This window comes from Herbiconiux sp. A18JL235 (genome assembly GCF_040939305.1).
In the GTDB taxonomy this organism is placed as follows: domain Bacteria; phylum Actinomycetota; class Actinomycetes; order Actinomycetales; family Microbacteriaceae; genus Herbiconiux.
In genome coordinates this window covers 17,946-36,827 of the sequence record NZ_CP162512.1, presented here as the reverse complement: position 1 = coordinate 36,827, position 18,882 = coordinate 17,946, and the positions used below count along the sequence as shown (strand labels likewise).

Sequence of the window (18,882 nt, the reverse complement as noted above, 5' to 3'; positions counted from 1 at the left end):
GTCTACAAACTATCAAGCCAAATCTGTACAATCGCCGGACTGTTCATCGACCCTTTCGTGAAGTTCGAATTCGGTTACCTGACACCCAGCCCGAGAGGAGAAGACCCCCTGCCACCCACGTCGAGATGCTATGTGCAAGGCCAGTGGTGCTCGCTGCGACTATGAGGACGACGCAAGAGAGACCCAGCAGCACTAGGGTCAGGTACGCGAGTCGAAGCCCGTTTGGTCGCATGTCTTCTTCCGCATGGTTAGGGCGTGTTGACTAGCGCTCGATCAGGCTGGGGGAGTGCGGGCAGGACAGCCCGCCCTCGAGCTGCCCGCAGGCCATTTGCGATGACGATGACTTCGGCGATCTCATGCACGAGTACCACACCGGCGAGCCCGAGTACACCGAACAGGGCGAGCGGGAACAGCACGATGATGATCGCCAGCGCGAGCACGATGTTGCCGGTCATGATGCGCCTGCCGCGGCGAGCATGGGCGACCGCCTGAGGGATGAGCCGAAGGTCTGTGCCGGTGAACGCGACATCCGCCGACTCGATGGCTGCGGCCGATCCCGTGGCACCCATGGCTATCCCCACATCGGCGGCCGCGAGAGCGGGTGCGTCGTTGATGCCGTCGCCGATCATCGCCGTGCGAGTGCCGGACCGGAGCTGCTCGATCGCTGCCGCTTTGTTGGCGGGCAGCTGTTCGGCGCGGTAGTCGGTGATACCGACCTGGTGTGCGAGTGCGGCTGCCGTCCGCGAATTGTCACCCGTGAGCATGATGGTTGTCACGCCCATGGCGTTGAGCTCGGCGATCGAGGCCGCAGCTTCCGGCTTGAGTTCGTCGCGGATTCCGATGAGCCCTGCTGTGGTGCCATCGATCTCGACAACGATCACGGTCATCCCATCCGTCTCCAACGCCACGCAGCGATTCTGCAGTGCGCCCGCGGAGACCCAGCGGGGGCTACCGACCCTGACTGTTATTCCGTCGAGCGAACCCGAAATACCATGTCCCGGGTTTTCGACAACATCAGCGACGAGCGGCGGGTGTGGCTGCTCGGCGAGGATTGCGGTTGCCAGAGGGTGCGTGGAATGGGCTTCGAGCGCTGCTGCAACCTCCAGAACACGAGAGCGCTCGACACCCGTCGCGGTCTCGATGGCGACGACCTCTGGCTTGTTGCGCGTGAGCGTTCCGGTCTTATCGAATGCGACAGTGGACACGGCACCGAGCTGCTCGAAGGCTTCTCCGGACTTGATCACCACCCCGAAGCGGCTCGCCGCGCCAATCGCTGAAATGACGGTTACAGGGACTGCAATCGCCAGGGCGCACGGCGACGCGGCGACGAGAACAACCAAGGCCCGCTCGGTCCACGTCAGAGGATCTCCGATCAGAAGTCCAAACAGGGCGACCAGCGCGGCGACCACCAACACGATCGGCACGAGCGGCCGGGCAATACGGTCAGCCAACCGGGCACGCTCGCCCTTACGAGCCTGTGCTTGCTCAACGAGGCGCACGATCGTGGTGAGAGAGTTGTCGCGGCCGTTCGCTGTGGCCTCGATCTGGAGGCTGCCACCACCATTGATAGCGCCGGCGGGAACCGAATCGCCCGGACCGACTTCAACAGGTATGGATTCTCCCGTGATCGCGGAGGCATCGATGCTGCTCCGCCCCGAGGTCACGATCCCGTCGGTGGCCACGCGTTCGCCCGCCTTGACGAGCAGGATATCGAGTTCCTGAATGTCGGCCGTCGGTACCTCGACCGCGCCGGCAAGCCGAGAGACCGTTGCGGTTTCGGGTACAAGGGCGAGCAGCGAACGAAGTCCGTGCCGTGCTCGATCCATCGCCCGATCCTCGAGAGCTTCAGCAATAGAGAACAGGAAGGCCAGCGCGGCTGCCTCGCCGATGTAACCGAGGAGTACAGCGCCCAGCGCGGCGATCGTCATCAGCAGTCCGACGCCCAGACGACGGCGCATAAGACGGCGGATCGCTCCAGGGACGAACGTCGACGCGCCAGCGACCAGGCTGAGTGCGAGGATGATCGTGCCGGCCAGGTCGAATCCGGTCCACTCGAGTATGTAGCCGACCGCAAGAAGGAAGCCGGCGGCGATCGGCACCAACAATTTCCGGTCCTTCCACCAAACCGTTAGCTCCTCACCGTCGTCGCCGTGATCGTGGTCGTCGGAGTTGTGGCTGTGCTCATCGTTGTTGTGCGTCTCATGAACGGCCGTGTGGGGCGCACTCAGTGGAGTCCGGTTGCCGATCGACAGCGAGAGTGGTTCGTCGGGACCGCAGCATTCTTTGCTCACGCTGTCGCCCCAGTTCCGCAGCACAGCGGCACATCGCAGTTGTCGTCAATGCACCCCGTGCCGTCCTCTACCGCGAGCACCACATCCACCAGGCCGAGAAGCGCGCGAGTCAGATGGGGGTCGGCGATCTCGTACCGGGTCTGCCGGCCTTCCGGGATTGCGGCGACAATTCCGCACCCGCGCAAGCACGTCAGGTGATTCGACACGTTCGAGCGCGTCAGCTCCAGATCACGCGCGAGTTCGGCCGGATATCCGGGCTGCTCGATCAGACTCAGCAAAATCCGCGATCGCGTCGGGTCAGCCATCGCGCGGCCGAGCCGGTTCATCACGTCCAGTTGAGAAGCAATAGTCAGCACACGCTGACCATACAGTGAACGCTGACGATTAATCTAGTGCGCGCCGGTGCTACGCCTCTCGATGAGGATGGTGTCGCGCCACTGGCCAGCCCAGGGGCCGTAGGTCATCAGAGCGATGCGCTCACGGGTGCCGATCCGGCGGAAGCCGGCACGATCGTGAAGGGCGAGGCTGGCGGTGTTCTCGGGAAAGATGCTGGATTGAATCGTCCAGATGCCGGCGCCTTCCGCGGCGCTGATGAACGCGTCCACGAGCTGCCGGCCGACACCCTTCCCGGAGGCTGCGGGGGCGACATACACGGAGTGCTCGACCACGCCCCGGTAGACCTCCCGGGCTGACACGGGGGATGCCGCCACCCACCCCAGCACGGCCCCGGTGCCGGCGGTAGCCACGAGGCGGCCGGCGTGGAGCTTGCCGGCGTCGAAGTGCTCCCAGCTCGGCGGTTCGGCTTCGAAGGTTGCGTTGCCGGTGGCGATGCCGGCTCGGTAGATCGCCTCGACGGCCGGCCAGTCGGCGGCGGTCATCGGCCGGATGGTCACCGGGCCGGTCATGGGCGGAGGGCTTGGGCCGCTCGGTCGAGGGCGTCGTCGACGACGCGGTAGTAGGCCCAGCGGCCGCGCTGCTCGCGCACGGCGAGGCCGGCGTCGACGAGTTGTTTCATGTGATGCGACACGGTCGGCTGCGACAGTCCGACGGGCTCGGTGAGGTCGCAGATGCACGCCTCCCCGCCCTCGCTCGCCGCGATCAGCGACAGCAGGCGCACCCGGGTCGGGTCACCGAGCGCCTTAAAGGTGCGGGCGATGCGCTCGGCTTCCTCGGCCGTGAGCACCCCGCCGGTGACGGGCGTGCAGCACGCGGCCGCATCCGTGGCCAGAAGGGGCAGAGCGATCGTCATAGTCCGATTCTCGCACGTCGTATTGACATCTGTCGATGCATCGACCAATCTCGATGCATTGAGGTTTGTCGATGTGTGAGGAGTTGACGGTGCGGAACGAACTACCAGTCGTCGTGATCGGTGCCGGCCCCCAGGGATTGGCTGCTGCGGCCCACCTGGTCGAGCGCGACCAGCCGGTGCTGGTGTTCGAGGCCGGCGAGAGCGCCGCGGCCGCCGTGTCCGAGTGGGGGCATGTGCGGTTGTTCTCGGAGTGGAGCGAGCTGGTCGACAAGGCCGCGGCCCGGCTGCTCGAGCCCACCGGCTGGGAAGCGCCGACGACCGGCTACCCGACGGGCGTGCAATGGATCAGCGGCTACCTCGCCCCGCTCGCCGCCGAGCTGGGCGACCGTATCCGCTACGGCGCCCGTGTCGTCGGTGTCTCCCGGCGCGGCCGTGACCGCCTGGTCGACGCGGGACGGGCGGAGCAGCCCTTCACTGTGCACGTCGAAGCCGTCGACGGCACCGAGTATCGGGTCGATGCGCGTGCGGTGATCGACGCCTCCGGCACCTGGTCGGCGCCGAACCCGGCCGGCGCCGACGGCCTGCCTGCGCTCGGGGAGCGTGCGGCCGCGGAGCTGCTGGAGTACCGCATCCCGGACTACCGGAGCCGTACGAAGTACGAGGGCACGCACAGCGTCGTCGTCGGGTCGGGGCACTCGGCCGTGACGGCCGTGATCGCGCTCGGCCGGATCGCGCGCCGCGACCCGTCGACGAAAGTCACCTGGGTGCTGCGCCGCGGGACGGTCGGCAACACCTTCGGCGGGGGAGAGGCCGACGAGCTGCCCGCCCGCGGCCAGCTCGGCATCACCGCGAAAGAGTTCGTCGATGCCGGCTTGATCGACCTGGTGACCGGGTTCCGGGTCGAGAAGATCGCCCGGGACGGTGACCGGGTGCTGCTCACCAGCGAGGACGGCCGCACCCTGCCCGCCGCCGATCACGTCGCCGTTCTGACCGGGTTCCGGCCCGATCTGTCGTTCCTGTCGGAGCTGCGACTGGAGCTGGACGCGACGTTGCAGGCGCCGGTGCGGATCGCGGCCGAGGTCGACCCCAACCTGCACTCCTGCGGCTCGGTCGCCGCGACCGGCGCCGCCGATCTCGCCCAGCCGGAGCCGAACTTCTACCTGGTCGGCGCGAAGTCCTACGGGCGCGCACCGACGTTCCTGGCGATGACCGGCTACGAGCAGGTTCGTTCCGTCGTCGCGGAGCTCGCGGGCGATCACGAGGCCGCGGCCCGGGTCGAGCTGGTGCTGCCCGACACCGGCGTGTGCGGGGGAGCGGGCCTGTTCGACTCGACCGGGACCGCGATCGGAGGGAGCTGCTGCGCGCTCCCGGAGCAGCCGCTGATCCAGATCGGCCGCGCCCCCGCCTCGGTCTAGCCGGTCGGGGTCTAGCGGGCCAGGAGCGTCGACTGAATCTGCGCGGCCGCGGCCTCGCGCAGCGGCCGCACCGCCTCGGCGTCCCATGCCTCCGGGTTCGGGAACGACCACTCCAGCACCTCGCCGCGCGGCGTCGACGGCAGGGCGAGTCCTGGCTTCATCAGCACCACAATGTCGGCCTCGTCGAGGTCCGCGGTCGTGACCGCGCGGGGCACGTTCCCCGAGATATCGACACCCAGCTCAGCGACCGTTGCGGCCACGGCCGGGTTCACCTCGTCGGCGGGCGAGAGCCCGGCCGAGGTCGCGGTGAACCGGTCGCCGGCCAGGTGGTCGAGGAGCGCGGCCCCGAGCTGGGAGCGGCCGGCGTTGTGCTGGCAGATGAACAGGACGGTGGGGGTGGCGGTCATGGATCGCTTTCAGTAGTCGTTCGGATGGTCAGGCGTGTGAGCTGGTGAAGCGAGGGGCGACGTGTAGCTCGTCGAGCAGGGCGAGGACGCGGCGCTCGATCTCGTCGCGAATCGGCCGGATATCCGTGGCGGTCAACCCGGCCGGGTCGTCGAGCACCCATTCCTCGTAGCGTTTCCCGGGGAAGATCGGGCAGGCGTCGCCGCAGCCCATCGTGATCACGACGTCTGCGGCGCGCACGACCTCATCCGTCCACGGCTTCGGGTACTCGTTCGAGATGTCGATACCGCGCTCGGTCATCACGGCGATCGCTTCACCGTTCACCTGGTCGCCCGGTTCTGAACCACCCGACCAGGCGACCGCGTTCTCGCCGGCGTAGTGCTCGAAGAACCCGAGGGCCATCTGGGAGCGGCCGGCGTTGTGGATGCAGAGGAACAGCACGGTGGGTTTGCCGTCGAGGTGCTTTCCCTCGACTCGGGCGAGGGCGCTCAGCCGTTGGCGGGCGAACTTCTCGGCCAGCAGCGGCAAGAACGTGGTGACTTTCGCACGTCCCGCGAACTGGTCGTAGGAGGAATGCAGGAACCGTTCGATCGTCTCCACGTTGAAGGTGCCGGCGAACTCGCGTTCGAGGCGGGTGGCCGCGGTCTTTAACGCGTACTGCTGATCGAGGGTGATGGCGGGATTCATGGGGTGCTCCCTTTCAGGATGCGGCGAGCCGCGGAGCGAGGTCCGAGATGCGTCGTTGCAGCTCGGCGTAAGCGGTGTCGAACGCGGCAACGGTGCCGATCCGAACCGGGTCCGGGATCGACCAGTGGAGGTTCCCGGTCACGCCCAACTCTTCATGAGCGTTATCGCAGACGGTGACAACGAAATCGGTGTCCGTGAGCACATCAGCGAGGATGCGCGGTCGCACATCCGCGAGAGTGAGGTCGTGACGGCGAGCGGCGGCGATCGCGCCTGCGTCGATTTGCTCGGCCGGATGCGTACCCCCGGACGTGGCCGGGATGGCCGATTGCTGCTCCCAGAGCGCGGCCGCGAGCTGCGATCGGGCGGAGTTCGCGGTGCAGACGAACACCACCCGGTCGGCGCGGCCCACTGCGCCCGGGGTGAGCCCGTCGAGTGCGGTGTCGGTCAGGTGCACGTAGGAGCGCCGCTTGTCGGCCTCCGATCGGGTCCGGGCGATCATGCCGACCGCCTCCAGGGCGTTCAGATGATGAGTGATGAGGTTCGAGCGGATGCCGAGCGCGACCTGGATTTCGGTGGGGGAGAGGTCGCCCAGCGTGAGCAGGTCGACGATGCGCAGCCGTGCCGGCTCGCTGAGCGCGGCGTGCTTTGCTGCCCGCCGCTCCAACTCTTCACTTCGTTCAATGTTCATTGTTTCAATCTTGACTGAACTAGTTGGTTCGAGTCAAGATGGGGCCGACATGAAGATCCCACACCCTCACCCCGAGCTGTCCCGCCCGCATCTGGCGCGCCGGGTGATCGCTGAATTCGTCGGCACCGGCCTGCTCGTGACGGTCGTCGTGGGCTCCGGGATCGCGGCGCAGCAGCTCTCGGCCGGCGACGTCGGCTTGCAACTGCTGGAGAACAGCATCGCCACCGCGCTCGGCCTGGCGGTGCTGATCCTGATGCTCGGCCCGGTGTCAGGGGCGCACTTCAACCCGGTCGTGTCGATCGCGGATTGGCTCATCGGCCGTCGTGGCCACGGCCTCCCGGGCCGCGACCTCGGCCCGTACCTGCTCGCGCAGATCGCGGGCGGCATCGCCGGCACCCTGCTGGCCGGAGTCATGTTCGACGTCGCCCCGGCACTCTCGACCACTGATCGGGCATCCGGCGGGCACCTGGTCGGGGAAGTCGTGGCTACGGCGGGCCTGGTGCTGCTGATCTTCGCGCTCGCCCGCACCGGGAAGGGTGCGGTCACCGCGGCCGCGGTCGGCGCGTACATCGGGGCGGCGTACTGGTTCACCAGCTCGACGTCGTTCGCGAACCCTGCCGTGACGATCGCCCGCACGTTCACCGACACCTTCGCCGGCATCGCCCCCGCATCCGTCGCCCCGTTCATCCTCGCCCAGCTCGTCGGCGCCGCCCTCGGCCTCGGCCTGCTGCTCGTGCTCTACCCGCCCGCCGCCCGCACGGCGGGCGACGTCGTGGTCCCTCAACCTGTCGAAGCCCACTGATCCAGCCCCTATGAAAGGCACGCCCTCATGCATCTTGTAGCGATCGGCGGAAGCGACGCCGGAATCTCCACCGCACTCCGCGCCCGCGAACTCGACCCCTCCGTCGACGTGACCGTCGTCGTCGCAGACTCCTACCCGAACTTCTCCATCTGCGGCATCCCCTACTACTTCTCCCGCGAGGTCAACCCGTGGCAGTCGCTCGCCCACCGCACCCACGCGGACCTCGAAGCGACCGGAATGCAGCTGCGCCTCGACACCCTCGCCACGAGCATCGACGTCGCCGGGCAGCAGCTCACCGTCCGCGACGCGAACGGGCAGGAATCGACGATCGCCTACGACGAGCTGATGGTCGGCACCGGGGCATCCCCGTCGACGGCCGGCATCGAAGCCAGTGGGCTCGGCCCTGACGACGGCGTGCACGTGCTGCACTCCATGGGCGACACCTTCGCGCTCGAGCGCTACCTCGACGAACACCAGCCCGAAACCGCGATCATCGTCGGCGCCGGCTACGTCGGCCTTGAAATGGCCGAAGCCCTCACCGTCCGCGGCCTCCAGGTCACCCAGCTCCAGCGCGGCCCCGAAGTGCTCTCCACTCTCGACCCCGAACTCGGCTCCCTCGTCCACGACGAACTCACCCGCCACGGCGTCGACGTCGTCACCGGCACCCGCGTCCAGCAGATCACCCGCACCGCCGCCGGCCTCACCGTCACCGGCCAACGGGACGGCACCGAGTTCGCCCGCACAGCCGCCCTCGTGCTCGTAGTCGTCGGCGTGCGCCCTAACACGAGTCTCCTCACGGAGGCGGGTGCGAGCACGGGGGCCGGGGGAGCGGTCGTCGTCGACGAGCAGATGCGCACCGGACTGCCCCACGTCTGGGCAGCGGGCGACGGCGTGGTCACCCACCACCGCCTCCTCGGCGTCACCTACCTGCCTCTTGGCACGACCGCGCACAAGCAGGGCAGGGTGGCCGGCGAGAACGCGATCGGCGGCGATGCCCGGTTCGCCGGCAGCCTCGGCACCCAGGTCGTGAAGGTCTTCGACCTCGTCGCCGCCCGCACCGGGCTCCGCGACCACGAGGCCGTTACGGCCGGGCACGCACCCCTGAGCGTCACGGCAATCGCGGACGACCACAAGGCCTACTACCCGGGCGCGAAACCGCTCAGCATCCGCATCACCGGCGACACCGACTCCGGGCTGCTGCTCGGTGCGCAGCTCGTCGGCGCCCGAGGAGCGGAGATCGCCAAGCGCGTCGACACCTACGCCATCGCGCTGCACCACGGCATGACCGTGGATTCCATGAGCGACCTCGACCTCTCCTACACGCCCCCACTTGGTTCGCCGTGGGACGCGGTGCAGGTCGCCGCCCAAGACTGGAGCCGTGAGTTCCGCCGAGTCACCGCGTAGCGGGTACTTGTGCTTGCTTGATACCAGTAGGGGGTATACGCTAAATACCCCAAGGGGGTACTCCGCACGAAACGGTCCGGTAGGAGCCCCAAGCAAAATCGAGGAGCATCATGCACAGCACTATCAACGATTTGGGTCTCACCGACGCGAACGGCGGTTGTAGCTGCGGCGCCGGTTCGCATGCCGAACCGGTCGCGGTGCAGGGCGAAGTCGCAACCGAGTTTCTCGTGGCCGGCATGACCTGTTCCCATTGCGTTGCCAGCGTGACCGAAGAGGTTTCTGCTGTTGAAGGGGTGGCGGCCGTGGCGGTCGATTTGAATGTCGGGGGTGAGTCGCGGGTAACCGTATCCAGCGATTCCCCGCTCGATGTTGTCGCTGTGCGGGCCGCGATCGAGGAAGCGGGATACTCGGTGGTGACGGCCGACTGATGGCTGTCACCGATGTAGAACTCGACATCGGCGGGATGACGTGTGCGTCGTGCGCGAATCGAATCGAACGCAAACTCAACCGGGTAGCCGGAGTCGAAGCCACCGTGAACTACGCAACGGAGAAAGCTCGAATTCGCACCAGCGCTGAACTGTCGGCGGAGGAGCTGATCGCAGTCGTCGAAGCGGCAGGTTACAGCGCGCAGCTTCCCGCACCTCCACGACCCGAAGACGAGCCCGATCAGGCAGACACGGAAACGCTCAGACTGCGGCGTCGTTTGCTGATCTCGGCGGCATTGACCGTGCCGGTGGCCGTGCTTTCAATGATTCCGGCTCTGCAGTTTCCGAATTGGCAGTGGCTCGCCTTGATGCTCGCCGCACCGGTCGCGGTCTGGGGTGCTTGGCCATTCCATCGCGCCGCCTGGGTCAATGCTCGGCACGGCGCCGCCACCATGGACACGCTCATCAGCGTCGGCGTGCTCGCCGCCTTCGGGTGGTCGCTCTACGCGCTATTTTTCGGTGCCGCAGGCACCACCGGTATGACGATGTCCTTCACACTGTTCGGGTCCGCTCACGGTGACGAGATCTACCTCGAAGTCGCAGCCGCGGTCACGGTATTCATCCTCGCCGGACGATATTTCGAAGCCCGCGCAAAACGCGACTCCGGCGCGGCCCTCCGCGCACTTCTGACGCTCGGCGCCAAGGATGCTGCTCAACTCCGCGCGGGTGTCGAGGTGCGAGTTCCTGTCGACGCGCTGGTTCCTGGGGATGAGTTCGTGGTGCGACCGGGCGAGAAGATCGCCACGGACGGGATCATTGTCGACGGGGCATCCGCCGTCGACCTCAGCATGCTGACCGGCGAATCCGTTCCCGTCGAGGTCGGCATCGGAGATCGTGTCGTGGGCGCGAGCGTAAACGTTGGCGGCCGGCTCACGGTCGAGGTCACGCGGGTTGGCTCCGACACGGAGCTGGCGCGTTTGAGTCGGCTTGTTGAGGACGCCCAGACCGGGAAAGCTGACGTTCAACGTCTTGCCGACCGGGTCTCAGGGATTTTCGTGCCCATCGTCATCGGGCTTGCCATCGCCACCTTCATCACCTGGCTCCTGGTCGCTGGTTCGGTAGAAGCAGCATTCACTGCTGCGGTCGCGACGCTTATCATCGCGTGCCCGTGTGCGCTGGGCCTGGCTACCCCCACTGCGTTGCTCGTCGGCACCGGTCGCGGCTCGCAACTAGGGATATTGATCCGCGGCCCGCAGGTGCTCGAACAGACCCGACGCATCGACACGATCGTCTTGGACAAGACCGGGACGGTCACCACGGGGCAAATGGCGGTTCATGGCACCGTCGCAGCGACTGGTGAGCACGTCGCGGAGATCATGAGCCTGGCGGCACGTGCGGAAAGCGGTTCCGAACACCCCATTGGTCGTGCCATCGCCGCCGGCCAATCGAATCACCCCGCCGCGGAGGCGTTTCAGGCGCACAGCGGGCACGGAGTACAGGCCGTCGTCAACGGCCACCTTGTAGTCGCCGGCAAAGCGGATTGGCTGACAGATCAGTGGAACATCCCACTCGACCCAATGCTGAGCGAAGCGCAGCACGATGCGGAGAAAGACGGCAAGACGGCCATTGTGGTGGCGTGGGACGGAATCGCCCGGGGTGTCATCCTTGTTGGCGACACCCTCAAACCGGAAAGCGCCGCCGCTGTGGCCGAGTTCCGCAGGCTGGGGCTGAGCCCCGTGCTTCTCACGGGCGATAATGCGGGAGCTGCGCGCCTGGTCGGGGCCGCTGTGGGAATCAGCGACATCCGGTCGGGAGTCACGCCTCAGGGCAAGCTGGATGTCATCCGCGAGCTCCAGGGCCGCGGACATACGGTCGCGATGGTCGGAGACGGGATCAATGACGCTGCAGCGCTTGCCGCAGCCGACCTTGGCATCGCAATGGGAACAGGAACTGACGCTGCCATCGAAGCTGCGGATATCACGATCATGCGGAACGACCTGGTCGCGGCCGCCGACGCGGTAAGGCTTGCCCGACGCACCCTGGGAATCATCAAAGGCAACCTGTTCTGGGCGTTCGCGTACAACGTCGCGGCCATCCCCGTCGCCATGCTGGGGCTCCTGAACCCGTTGGTTGCGGGGGCCGCTATGGCGCTCTCGTCGATCTTTGTTGTCTCGAACAGTCTGCGGTTGCGCGGGTTCAACCCGAGGTCGTTCTCAGCGCTATCGCGGTAGATGTCGGTACGGTGCAACGTGGCAGGAGGGGAGAACGGATGACTACTGAAGGGATTCGCGACCTCCCGTCACGCTCGGAGATCATCCACAGGAGCCTTTTCGCGATCGGCGTGGTTGTCGCGGTGATCGTGGGGCTTCTCGCGATGCACACCATGTCATCAACCCCCTCCGGCCACGGCGAGCCCTCAGCGGTCGCCATGACGACGGCCCATCACGAGGCTGAACCCGGAGCAAATTCTCACGTCATGGCCCACGACGCAGCGTCGGCGTCGGCATCGGCATCGGCGAGCGAGGGTGTCTGCTCGGGAGAGTGCTCGCCCGCTCACGACATGGTCGGGATGGTCTGCGTACTTGCACTGCTCCTCGGTGGCCTGGTGACGCTCACGCTGCTTATACGCGACAGCGCGACGACTTCGGTGATCCGACAGCTCATCATCAACCGCCGCGCCATTCCAGCCGCCGGGACGTCTGATTTCCGAGATCCCCCTGACCTGACGAAGTTATCCATCAGTCGAACCTGATTCCTGCTGGGGCGCTCGCCTTCGCGACGCCGCGCACTGCACCGAATCACTTACTCGAATAGATTGGATCACTTTCATGCTTCGCATGCGCACCACCTTCGTCATCGCTGGCACGCTCGCCGCCGCTCTCACCCTCGCCGGCTGTTCCGGTTCCGGAGGCATGTCCGGAATGGACCACGGTGGATCATCTGCCACCAGCTCGGCGGCTGCCGAAACAGGCTCGTTCAATGACCAGGACGTAACGTTCGCCCAGATGATGATCGCTCACCATGAGCAGGCAATCGAGATGTCCGACACGCTCCTGGCCAAATCCGACGTCGATCCCGACACCACGGCGCTGGCCGAGAAGATCAAAGCGGCCCAACAGCCTGAGATCGACACTATGACTGAGTGGCTGACCACTTGGGGTGCATCCGCCGACAGCATGTCGGGGATGGATCACGGCAGCGACGGGATGATGAGCGAAGGCGATATGGCCGCCCTCGAGAAGGCCTCTGGAGCTGACGCCGGAAAGCTTTTCCTCGAGCAGATGATCATGCACCACCAGGGCGCGATCGAGATGGCTCAGACCGAAGTCGACGCCGGTCAAAATGCCGACGCCGTAACACTCGCCAAGAAGATTGTCACCGATCAGACCGCCGAGATCAACGAAATGCAGTCGATGCTCGACTCCCAGTAGGACTGTCCGAATCGCCGCCCGGCCACTCTTTCTTGGGTCGGGCGGCGGCTCCCGCCCGCCATGGAGAGGGACGCTGGGTTGGTTCTCCGTAATCAAACCGTTACCCTAGGGCGGTATGTCATGGCCCCGCCGAACCACGAGAAGGGACGAGATCACGCACTCCGCGACACCCGCCCCCTCGCTGTTCTCCATCATGGGCCGGTTCCTCCTCATCCTCGTAGCGGTCGTCGGCGCCTTCCTCGGGCTATTGACGCTGCACTCGACGGTCAGCCATTCACACCAGGGCATCTCCGGTGAACATGACCACGTCGTCTCGCAAGAGGTGACGCTCACCGCGCCGGATGAGGAGTCCCCGGCGGGCGCCGCTGGGCTGCTCGCGAACTGCGAGGGATGCGCGCTCGGGACCGTGACGCCCTCAGCCGGCGCCGCCTTGCTGCTGCTGATGCTCGTCGTCGTGATCGGCCTGCACAAGCCCGGCTGGTTCGCGCGACTCATGGAGCGGGGCCAATGGGTGATCGCTCCGCCATCGGCCGCGATCCCATGGACGATGACGCTACCCCCGCTCGCGCTCGGCATCAGCAGAACTTAGAACTCAGGACTCTTCCGGCTTCAACCTCCGCCAGGAGGTTCCTCAGCGATTCCGCACGCCCGCGCGGCGGCGGAGGCGCTTGCGTCTTCTTCTCCTGATCGAAAAGTGCTCTTGACTACCCCCACTCCCTCACCCTCCGCATATCCCAGCCGCCGGTCACTCCGCATCCCGTCGGAACAGCCCGCCACCCCGTTCCCGCGGCGCCGTGACCTCCGCGAACCCGCTCCGTCAGACCAGCCCCCCGTCCGACGGCGTGACCTCCGCGACCAACCGCCGACTACCCCAGCCGTTGACGAGCTGCCCGCGGCGGCGGTGCTGCCAGAGCTCCGGCCGGTGCCTCTCGCAGCCGCGGCCGTCGCCCCGGAGGTACGCACGGCTGGGGGAGCAGGACTCGAACGAGTCTCCCGACGCCGGCCGGCCGGCCGGTTACGCCGCACCCAAGCGACCATCGCAATGACCTTCGTCGGTCTGCTCGCGGTCACCGTCGCCATCCCCGCCGCAGCCGCACCCAGCGGCGACGGGGCTCTCCTGTTCTCCGCTGACGACACGGTGACTCAAACGCTCGTCGCCACCGGCTCAATCGCATCTGTGCTGCGAGACGGATACTCCGTGACAGAAGCGCCTCCGCCTCCGCCTCCCGTCGTCGTCCCTGCCACCTCCAACGCATTCGCGCGCACAGCCGACACCTTTACCAACAATCCGCTGTCACCGATCCAATGGCCCTTCACCACCGGGGTTCCGATCAGCGACGGGTTCGGGCCACGTTCCGCGCCGTGTGGGGGCTGCTCCAGCTACCACAAGGGCATGGACATGAATCCCGGCCAGGGCACACCGATCCAGGTTGTGGCCGATGGGGTTGTCACCGTCGCCCAAGCGACAGATGGGGGAGGGCTCGGCGTCTACGCCGAGATCGAGCACGTCATCGACGGTCAGCGGATCACGAGCGTTTACGGCCACATGCTCGAAGGGTCGCTGCAGCTCACCGAAGGCCAAGTCGTCACCGTTGGCCAGCAAGTCGGGAATGTCGGCAACACCGGCACCAGCACGGGCGCGCACCTGCATTTCGAAATCCATCTCGACGGCACGCCCATCGACCCGTTTCCGTGGATGACGAGCCACGTGCTGCCATGAGCGCCCACGGACCCGGTTGCCGGATGAGACAGCGCATGAAGACGCTCATCGCCGCGGTCGTGTTGACGGGCGCAGTGTTCCTCACGACCCTTCCCGTGCAGCTCGCCGAGGCACACGTTCCCACGATCAACAGCGGCCACCACGTCGCGGTAGAGGTTGTGGAGATCGGCTACCAGCAGGCTCAGGACGACCCGACACCGGCCCCCGGAAGCCACAACGGGGACGGAAGCGAGGTCGCATGGCTGACAATCACCGTGATCGCGCTTCCCGTCCTAGCGGTCGCCATCGCCATCGCCATCTCGATCATTCGACGCCGCCGCAGCGGGCGGCCCACCCGACGACCAGGACAAACCTATTGAGAACCACGACTCGCATACTCACCGCCCTCACCACCGTGATCGTCGGCATGGGCACCCTCGCCGGCTGCAGCAGCCAGACCCCGCCCGCCGCGCCGGAAGCGGTCGAGTTCGGACACACGCACGGGCTCGGATACGACACGAGCACAGGGATCGTGTTTGCCGCCACCCACAACGGGGTATGGGAACTCCCCACCGGTCGGCTCCCGTCGAGTTTCGGATCGGGAAGCCTTGTCGGCCCGCCCGGTGATGTTCCCGAGCTGATCGGTGATCGACGGCAGGACACTATGGGGTTCCTCGTCGTCGACGGCGGCCTGCTCCTGGGCTCGGGCCACCCCGATCCTGAGACAGACCCCACAGCGCCCGCCAACCTGGGATTCATCACCAGCGAGAACGCGGCGAAAGACTGGACGTCTGTCGCGCTCACCGGTGAGACCGATTTTCACGATATCGCCGCCACCGCTCTGCCCACCGGGGCGCTGCGTGTCTACGGCTATGACGCCACGAAAGGTGTGATCCTCACCAGCGATGACTCGGGGAGTACGTGGACGCCGGGTGCTGCCCTTGACCTCCGCGATCTCGCCATCGACCCCACCAACCCCGACCGGATCTACGCGACCACCGCGGCCGGCCTCCAGGTCAGCGATGACATCGCGCGCACCTTCACCACGGTCCCCGACGCGCCGCCCCTGTTCTTGATCGACCACACCGACACCGGATACGTCGGAGTCGACACCGCCGGAACCATTTGGGGCAACGATGGAGCGGGCTGGGCCCAGGGCGGCACCGTCACCGGCGAACCGCAAGCGCTCAGCTTCGTCGGCGGCTCCGAACCGTGGCTGCTGTTCAGCGACGACCGCGGCGTCTTCGCCACCCCCGACCTCGGTGTCACCCTCGTTCCTCTCGCGGAAACGCCATAGATCGACCCACACCAGCCCGCCCCGTGCATCTCGACACACGTCCATGGGCTCGACTCAGCCGGCGGCGTACCGTCAGAACAAATCCATGCTCCACCCCTACTAGCGAAGGAGAAATCATGTCCGTGATCGAGGAAATGCTGAACGCTTACCCGAAGCCGCTCGCGGCTGCCGACACGGCTGCGCTCGTCGAATGCATCGCCGCCTGTCTAGAGTGCTCCCAAGCGTGCACGGCGTGCGCGGACGCCTGCCTCGCCGAAGACATGGTCAGCGACCTCGTCGCGTGCATCCGCACCGACCTGGGCTGCGCCGATATCTGCGCTACCACCGCCACCATCCTGTCCCGGCAGACAGCCCCTGACGCAGCGACGATGCGGGCGATCGTCGAAGCATGCCGGACGGCATGCTCGAGCTGCGCCGAGGAATGCGAGAAGCACTCCCACATGCACGAACACTGCCGAGTCTGCGCAGAGGCCTGCCGACGCTGCGAGAAAGCATGCGCTGACCTCCTCGCCACCCTCTAACGATTAGGTCATCGCTCAGCGCAGCGTGGGCCGCGCTACCTGGGAGAAGCGCTAGGAGCGCACGAGCCGGGCGATCGCGTCCGAAGCCTCTTTGATCTTCGCTTCCCCTTCGGAGCCGCCGACCTGCACAGCGTCCACAACGCAATGCTTCAGGTGGTCGTCCAGCAATCCGAGCGCCACACTTTCCAGCGCAGACGTCAGCGCTGATATCTGGGTCAGGATGTCGATGCAGTATTTCTCATCGTCGACCATGCGTGCGATGCCCCGCGCTTGACCTTCGATCCGTTTCAGCCGCGCCAGGTACTTGTCCTTATCGGTGATGTACCCGTGGTGGGCTGAACCATCATCGGTCTTCTCGTGCGCCGGGGAAATGTCTGTCATGGAGTTCTTCTTCCTAAAACCGGTCGTCATCGTGTGACCGCGTCAGCGGTTCGCGTTTCGGAGCGGGAATGGTCAAGGGCAGCACGGGTGCTTGTTGCGGGATCGAGCTGCAGCCGTCGCAGCAGTTGAGCATTCAACGCCACCACGATCGTAGACAACGACATCAAGATCGCCCCCACCGACATCGGCAGTACGAACCCGATCGGAGCGAGCACGCCTGCCGCCAGAGGCACGGAGATCAGGTTGTAACCCGCCGCCCACCACAGGTTCTGCTTCATCTTCCGATAGCTGGCGCGGGAAAGCTCGATCACGCTCAGCACCGAGCGAGGGTCATCGCTTGCAAGGATGACGCCCGCCGATGCGATCGCCACGTCCGTGCCAGCACCGATCGCGATGCCAACATCGGCCTGAGCCAACGCCGGAGCGTCATTGACACCGTCCCCGACCATTGCCACATGCCGGTTCTCTGCCTGCAGCTCCTTCACCTTGTCGGCCTTATCTTCCGGCCGCACACCCGCGAAGAAACGCTCAATGCCCAGCTCAGCGGCAACCGATTGAGCGACTGCCTCAGCATCGCCGGTGATCATGACGACCTGCACGCCCTGAGCGCGCAAAGCCTCAACGGCCTGCCGCGACTCCTCCCGCACCTCGTCGGCCAATTTCAGAGCACCAGCCACCACGCCGTCGGACAGGACGTGCAAGATGATCGCGCCGTCTTCCCGCCACGAATCGGCCACGCTCAGCTCACCCTGGTTTTCCAGCGCCAGCAGACTCGGTCCACCGACCTGGATCGAGCGGCCGTCAACGGTCGCACTCACCCCGACCGCCGGTGACGAGGCGAAGTCCGTTGCCGCGCGTACCGTGAGGTTGCGGGATGCAGCGGCGCGGACGATCGCGCGAGCAAGCGGGTGCTCCGAGTCGCCCTCCGCCGCGGCCGCCAACGCCAACACGTCATCGTCCGTGAACCCTGCGGCAGCCTCGACCGCGGTTATCGTCGGCTCGCCTTTAGTCAGCGTGCCGGTCTTGTCGAACAGCACCGTGTTGACCGTGCGCATGCTCTCCAACGCCAGCCGATCCTTGATCAGGACGCCCCCACGCGCGGCCCGTTCGGTCGCGATCGAGACCACCAGCGGAATCGCGAGGCCGAGAGCGTGGGGGCAGGCGATCACAAGAACGGTGATCGTCCTGACCACGGCCTCGTCAGGAAGGCCGATCGCGGACCAGACAAGCGCCGTGATGACGCCGGCGCCGAGCGCGAACCAGAACAACCAGCCTGCGGCCCTATCGGCGATGCGCTGAGCGCGGGAGGAGGAGTTCTGTGCGTCCGTGACCAGGCGTTGGATGCCGGCCAAGGTTGTGTTGTCCCCGACGGCCGTGATCTCCACCCGAACCCCGGAGTCGGTCGCGACGGTGCCGGCGACCACCTGGTCACCTTCGCCTTTCCGAACCGGTCGGGACTCGCCGGTGATCATGGATTCATCCATGCTCGCTGACCCCGACACGATCTTGCCGTCGGCCGGCACGCGCCCGCCAGGACGAACGATGACGACGTCTCCGAGCTGCAGCTCGCTGGGAGCGACCGTTACGGTGGACTCGCCTTCGACGCGCTCTGCTTCATCCGGCAGTAGCGCGGCAAGCGAATCCAGTGCGGAGGTGGTCTGAGCGAGTGACCGCATCTCAATCCAGTGGCCGAGCAGCATGATGACGATCAGGAGCGCCAGCTCCCACCAGAAGTCGAGTTCGTGGTCGACGAGCCCCAGGGATGCACCCCATGACGCGAAGAACGCCACGGTGATCGCCAGAGCGATCAGCAACATCATGCCCGGCTTCAACGCACGCAGCTCGCTCACCGCACCGGTCAAGAACGGGCGGCCACCCCAGACATACATCACCGTTCCCAGCGCCGGTGACACCCACGCGACCCACGCAGCATCGGGCAACGAGTACCCGATGATCATCGCGAACATCGGCGAAAAGAGCACCACGGGCACCGCGATCGCGAGCATGATCCAGAACAAGCGTCGGAACTGACCCACGTGATCGCCGTGATGGCCACCACCAGAGTGACCAGAATGGCCACCCGTCATGTGATGCTCCGTCGGCAGAGCCTCCGCCGGCTCAGGATGCTGCTGTGAGGTCGGAGTTCGGTGACCCGCGTGGTTATCCATGTCGTCTCCTCGTTCCCAA

Annotated in this window: 20 protein-coding genes; 11 read left to right on the top strand and 9 right to left on the bottom strand. The window is 66.3% G+C overall.

Annotated elements, in window-relative coordinates:
- Positions 1-248: 248 nt before the first annotated feature.
- The 4 genes from ABFY20_RS19880 to ABFY20_RS19865 all read right to left on the bottom strand — a co-directional run bounded on the left by ABFY20_RS19880 (position 249) and on the right by ABFY20_RS19865 (position 3,540).
- Positions 249-2,099 (bottom strand): heavy metal translocating P-type ATPase, encoded by a 1,851-nt coding sequence (locus tag ABFY20_RS19880; protein WP_368499940.1) that lies wholly within the window; start codon positions 2,097-2,099, stop codon positions 249-251.
- A gap of 188 nt (positions 2,100-2,287) precedes the next feature.
- On the bottom strand, positions 2,288-2,647 hold the full coding sequence (locus ABFY20_RS19875) for an ArsR/SmtB family transcription factor (RefSeq protein ID WP_368499868.1): 360 nt from the start codon (positions 2,645-2,647) through the stop codon (positions 2,288-2,290).
- 33 nt (positions 2,648-2,680) lie between these two features.
- Entirely contained in the window at positions 2,681-3,196 is a 516-nt protein-coding gene (locus tag ABFY20_RS19870; protein ID WP_368499937.1) for an N-acetyltransferase family protein, read from the bottom strand.
- Complete coding sequence (locus ABFY20_RS19865; protein ID WP_368499936.1) at positions 3,193-3,540, bottom strand: ArsR/SmtB family transcription factor; 348 nt, start codon at positions 3,538-3,540, stop codon at positions 3,193-3,195. The genes ABFY20_RS19870 and ABFY20_RS19865 overlap by 4 nt, the downstream gene beginning before the upstream one ends.
- Before the next feature lie 89 nt (positions 3,541-3,629).
- Here ABFY20_RS19865 and ABFY20_RS19860 point away from each other — a divergent pair, with 89 nt between their 5' ends.
- Positions 3,630-4,955 (top strand): NAD(P)-binding domain-containing protein, encoded by a 1,326-nt coding sequence (locus ABFY20_RS19860; RefSeq protein ID WP_368499935.1) that lies wholly within the window; start codon positions 3,630-3,632, stop codon positions 4,953-4,955.
- Positions 4,956-4,966: 11 nt separating this feature from the next.
- On the opposite strand, the gene ABFY20_RS19855 is transcribed toward ABFY20_RS19860, so the two are convergent.
- Genes ABFY20_RS19855 through ABFY20_RS19845 form a run of 3 tightly spaced genes read right to left on the bottom strand, consistent with a single transcriptional unit; the run spans position 4,967 to position 6,735 of the window.
- Complete coding sequence (locus ABFY20_RS19855; protein WP_368499934.1) at positions 4,967-5,362, bottom strand: low molecular weight phosphatase family protein; 396 nt, start codon at positions 5,360-5,362, stop codon at positions 4,967-4,969.
- A 28-nt stretch (positions 5,363-5,390) separates the two neighbouring features.
- Positions 5,391-6,047, bottom strand: coding sequence for an arsenate reductase ArsC (locus tag ABFY20_RS19850; protein ID WP_368499933.1), 657 nt, complete (start codon positions 6,045-6,047; stop codon positions 5,391-5,393).
- Between the two features lie 13 nt (positions 6,048-6,060).
- Positions 6,061-6,735, bottom strand: coding sequence for a MarR family transcriptional regulator (locus ABFY20_RS19845; RefSeq protein WP_368499932.1), 675 nt, complete (start codon positions 6,733-6,735; stop codon positions 6,061-6,063).
- Positions 6,736-6,784: 49 nt separating this feature from the next.
- Here ABFY20_RS19845 and ABFY20_RS19840 point away from each other — a divergent pair, with 49 nt between their 5' ends.
- The 10 genes from ABFY20_RS19840 (at position 6,785) to ABFY20_RS19795 (ending at position 16,314) form a co-directional block, all read left to right on the top strand.
- Entirely contained in the window at positions 6,785-7,537 is a 753-nt protein-coding gene (locus ABFY20_RS19840) for an aquaporin (protein WP_368499931.1), read from the top strand.
- Positions 7,538-7,564: 27 nt separating this feature from the next.
- A complete protein-coding gene (locus ABFY20_RS19835; RefSeq protein ID WP_368499930.1) occupies positions 7,565-8,941 on the top strand; it encodes an FAD-dependent oxidoreductase in 1,377 nt (458 codons plus the stop codon).
- Positions 8,942-9,051: 110 nt separating this feature from the next.
- The gene (locus ABFY20_RS19830; protein WP_368499929.1) at positions 9,052-9,369 is read left to right on the top strand and encodes a heavy-metal-associated domain-containing protein; all 318 of its coding nucleotides are present in this window, start codon (positions 9,052-9,054) and stop codon (positions 9,367-9,369) included.
- Positions 9,369-11,597, top strand: a complete 2,229-nt coding sequence (locus ABFY20_RS19825; RefSeq protein ID WP_368499928.1) for a heavy metal translocating P-type ATPase — start codon at positions 9,369-9,371, stop codon at positions 11,595-11,597. The genes ABFY20_RS19830 and ABFY20_RS19825 overlap by 1 nt, the downstream gene beginning before the upstream one ends.
- Before the next feature lie 38 nt (positions 11,598-11,635).
- The gene (locus ABFY20_RS19820; protein WP_368499927.1) at positions 11,636-12,118 is read left to right on the top strand and encodes a DUF6153 family protein; all 483 of its coding nucleotides are present in this window, start codon (positions 11,636-11,638) and stop codon (positions 12,116-12,118) included.
- Between the two features lie 85 nt (positions 12,119-12,203).
- Positions 12,204-12,797 carry a DUF305 domain-containing protein gene (locus tag ABFY20_RS19815; protein WP_368499926.1) on the top strand — a complete coding sequence of 198 codons (594 nt, stop codon included), beginning with the start codon at positions 12,204-12,206 and terminating at the stop codon, positions 12,795-12,797.
- A 193-nt stretch (positions 12,798-12,990) separates the two neighbouring features.
- On the top strand, positions 12,991-13,386 hold the full coding sequence (locus ABFY20_RS19810; protein ID WP_368499925.1) for a hypothetical protein: 396 nt from the start codon (positions 12,991-12,993) through the stop codon (positions 13,384-13,386).
- A 453-nt stretch (positions 13,387-13,839) separates the two neighbouring features.
- The gene (locus ABFY20_RS19805; RefSeq protein ID WP_368499924.1) at positions 13,840-14,517 is read left to right on the top strand and encodes a M23 family metallopeptidase; all 678 of its coding nucleotides are present in this window, start codon (positions 13,840-13,842) and stop codon (positions 14,515-14,517) included.
- A gap of 238 nt (positions 14,518-14,755) precedes the next feature.
- Entirely contained in the window at positions 14,756-15,793 is a 1,038-nt protein-coding gene (locus tag ABFY20_RS19800; protein ID WP_368499923.1) for a WD40/YVTN/BNR-like repeat-containing protein, read from the top strand.
- Between the two features lie 116 nt (positions 15,794-15,909).
- A complete protein-coding gene (locus tag ABFY20_RS19795; RefSeq protein WP_368499922.1) occupies positions 15,910-16,314 on the top strand; it encodes a four-helix bundle copper-binding protein in 405 nt (134 codons plus the stop codon).
- Between the two features lie 51 nt (positions 16,315-16,365).
- On the opposite strand, the gene ABFY20_RS19790 is transcribed toward ABFY20_RS19795, so the two are convergent.
- Both ABFY20_RS19790 and ABFY20_RS19785 read right to left on the bottom strand, forming a co-directional pair.
- Positions 16,366-16,695: a metal-sensitive transcriptional regulator gene (locus ABFY20_RS19790; protein ID WP_368499921.1), complete on the bottom strand. Its 330-nt coding sequence runs from the start codon at positions 16,693-16,695 to the stop codon at positions 16,366-16,368.
- A 26-nt stretch (positions 16,696-16,721) separates the two neighbouring features.
- Complete coding sequence (locus tag ABFY20_RS19785) at positions 16,722-18,782, bottom strand: heavy metal translocating P-type ATPase (protein WP_368499939.1); 2,061 nt, start codon at positions 18,780-18,782, stop codon at positions 16,722-16,724.
- Positions 18,783-18,882 lie beyond the last annotated feature (100 nt).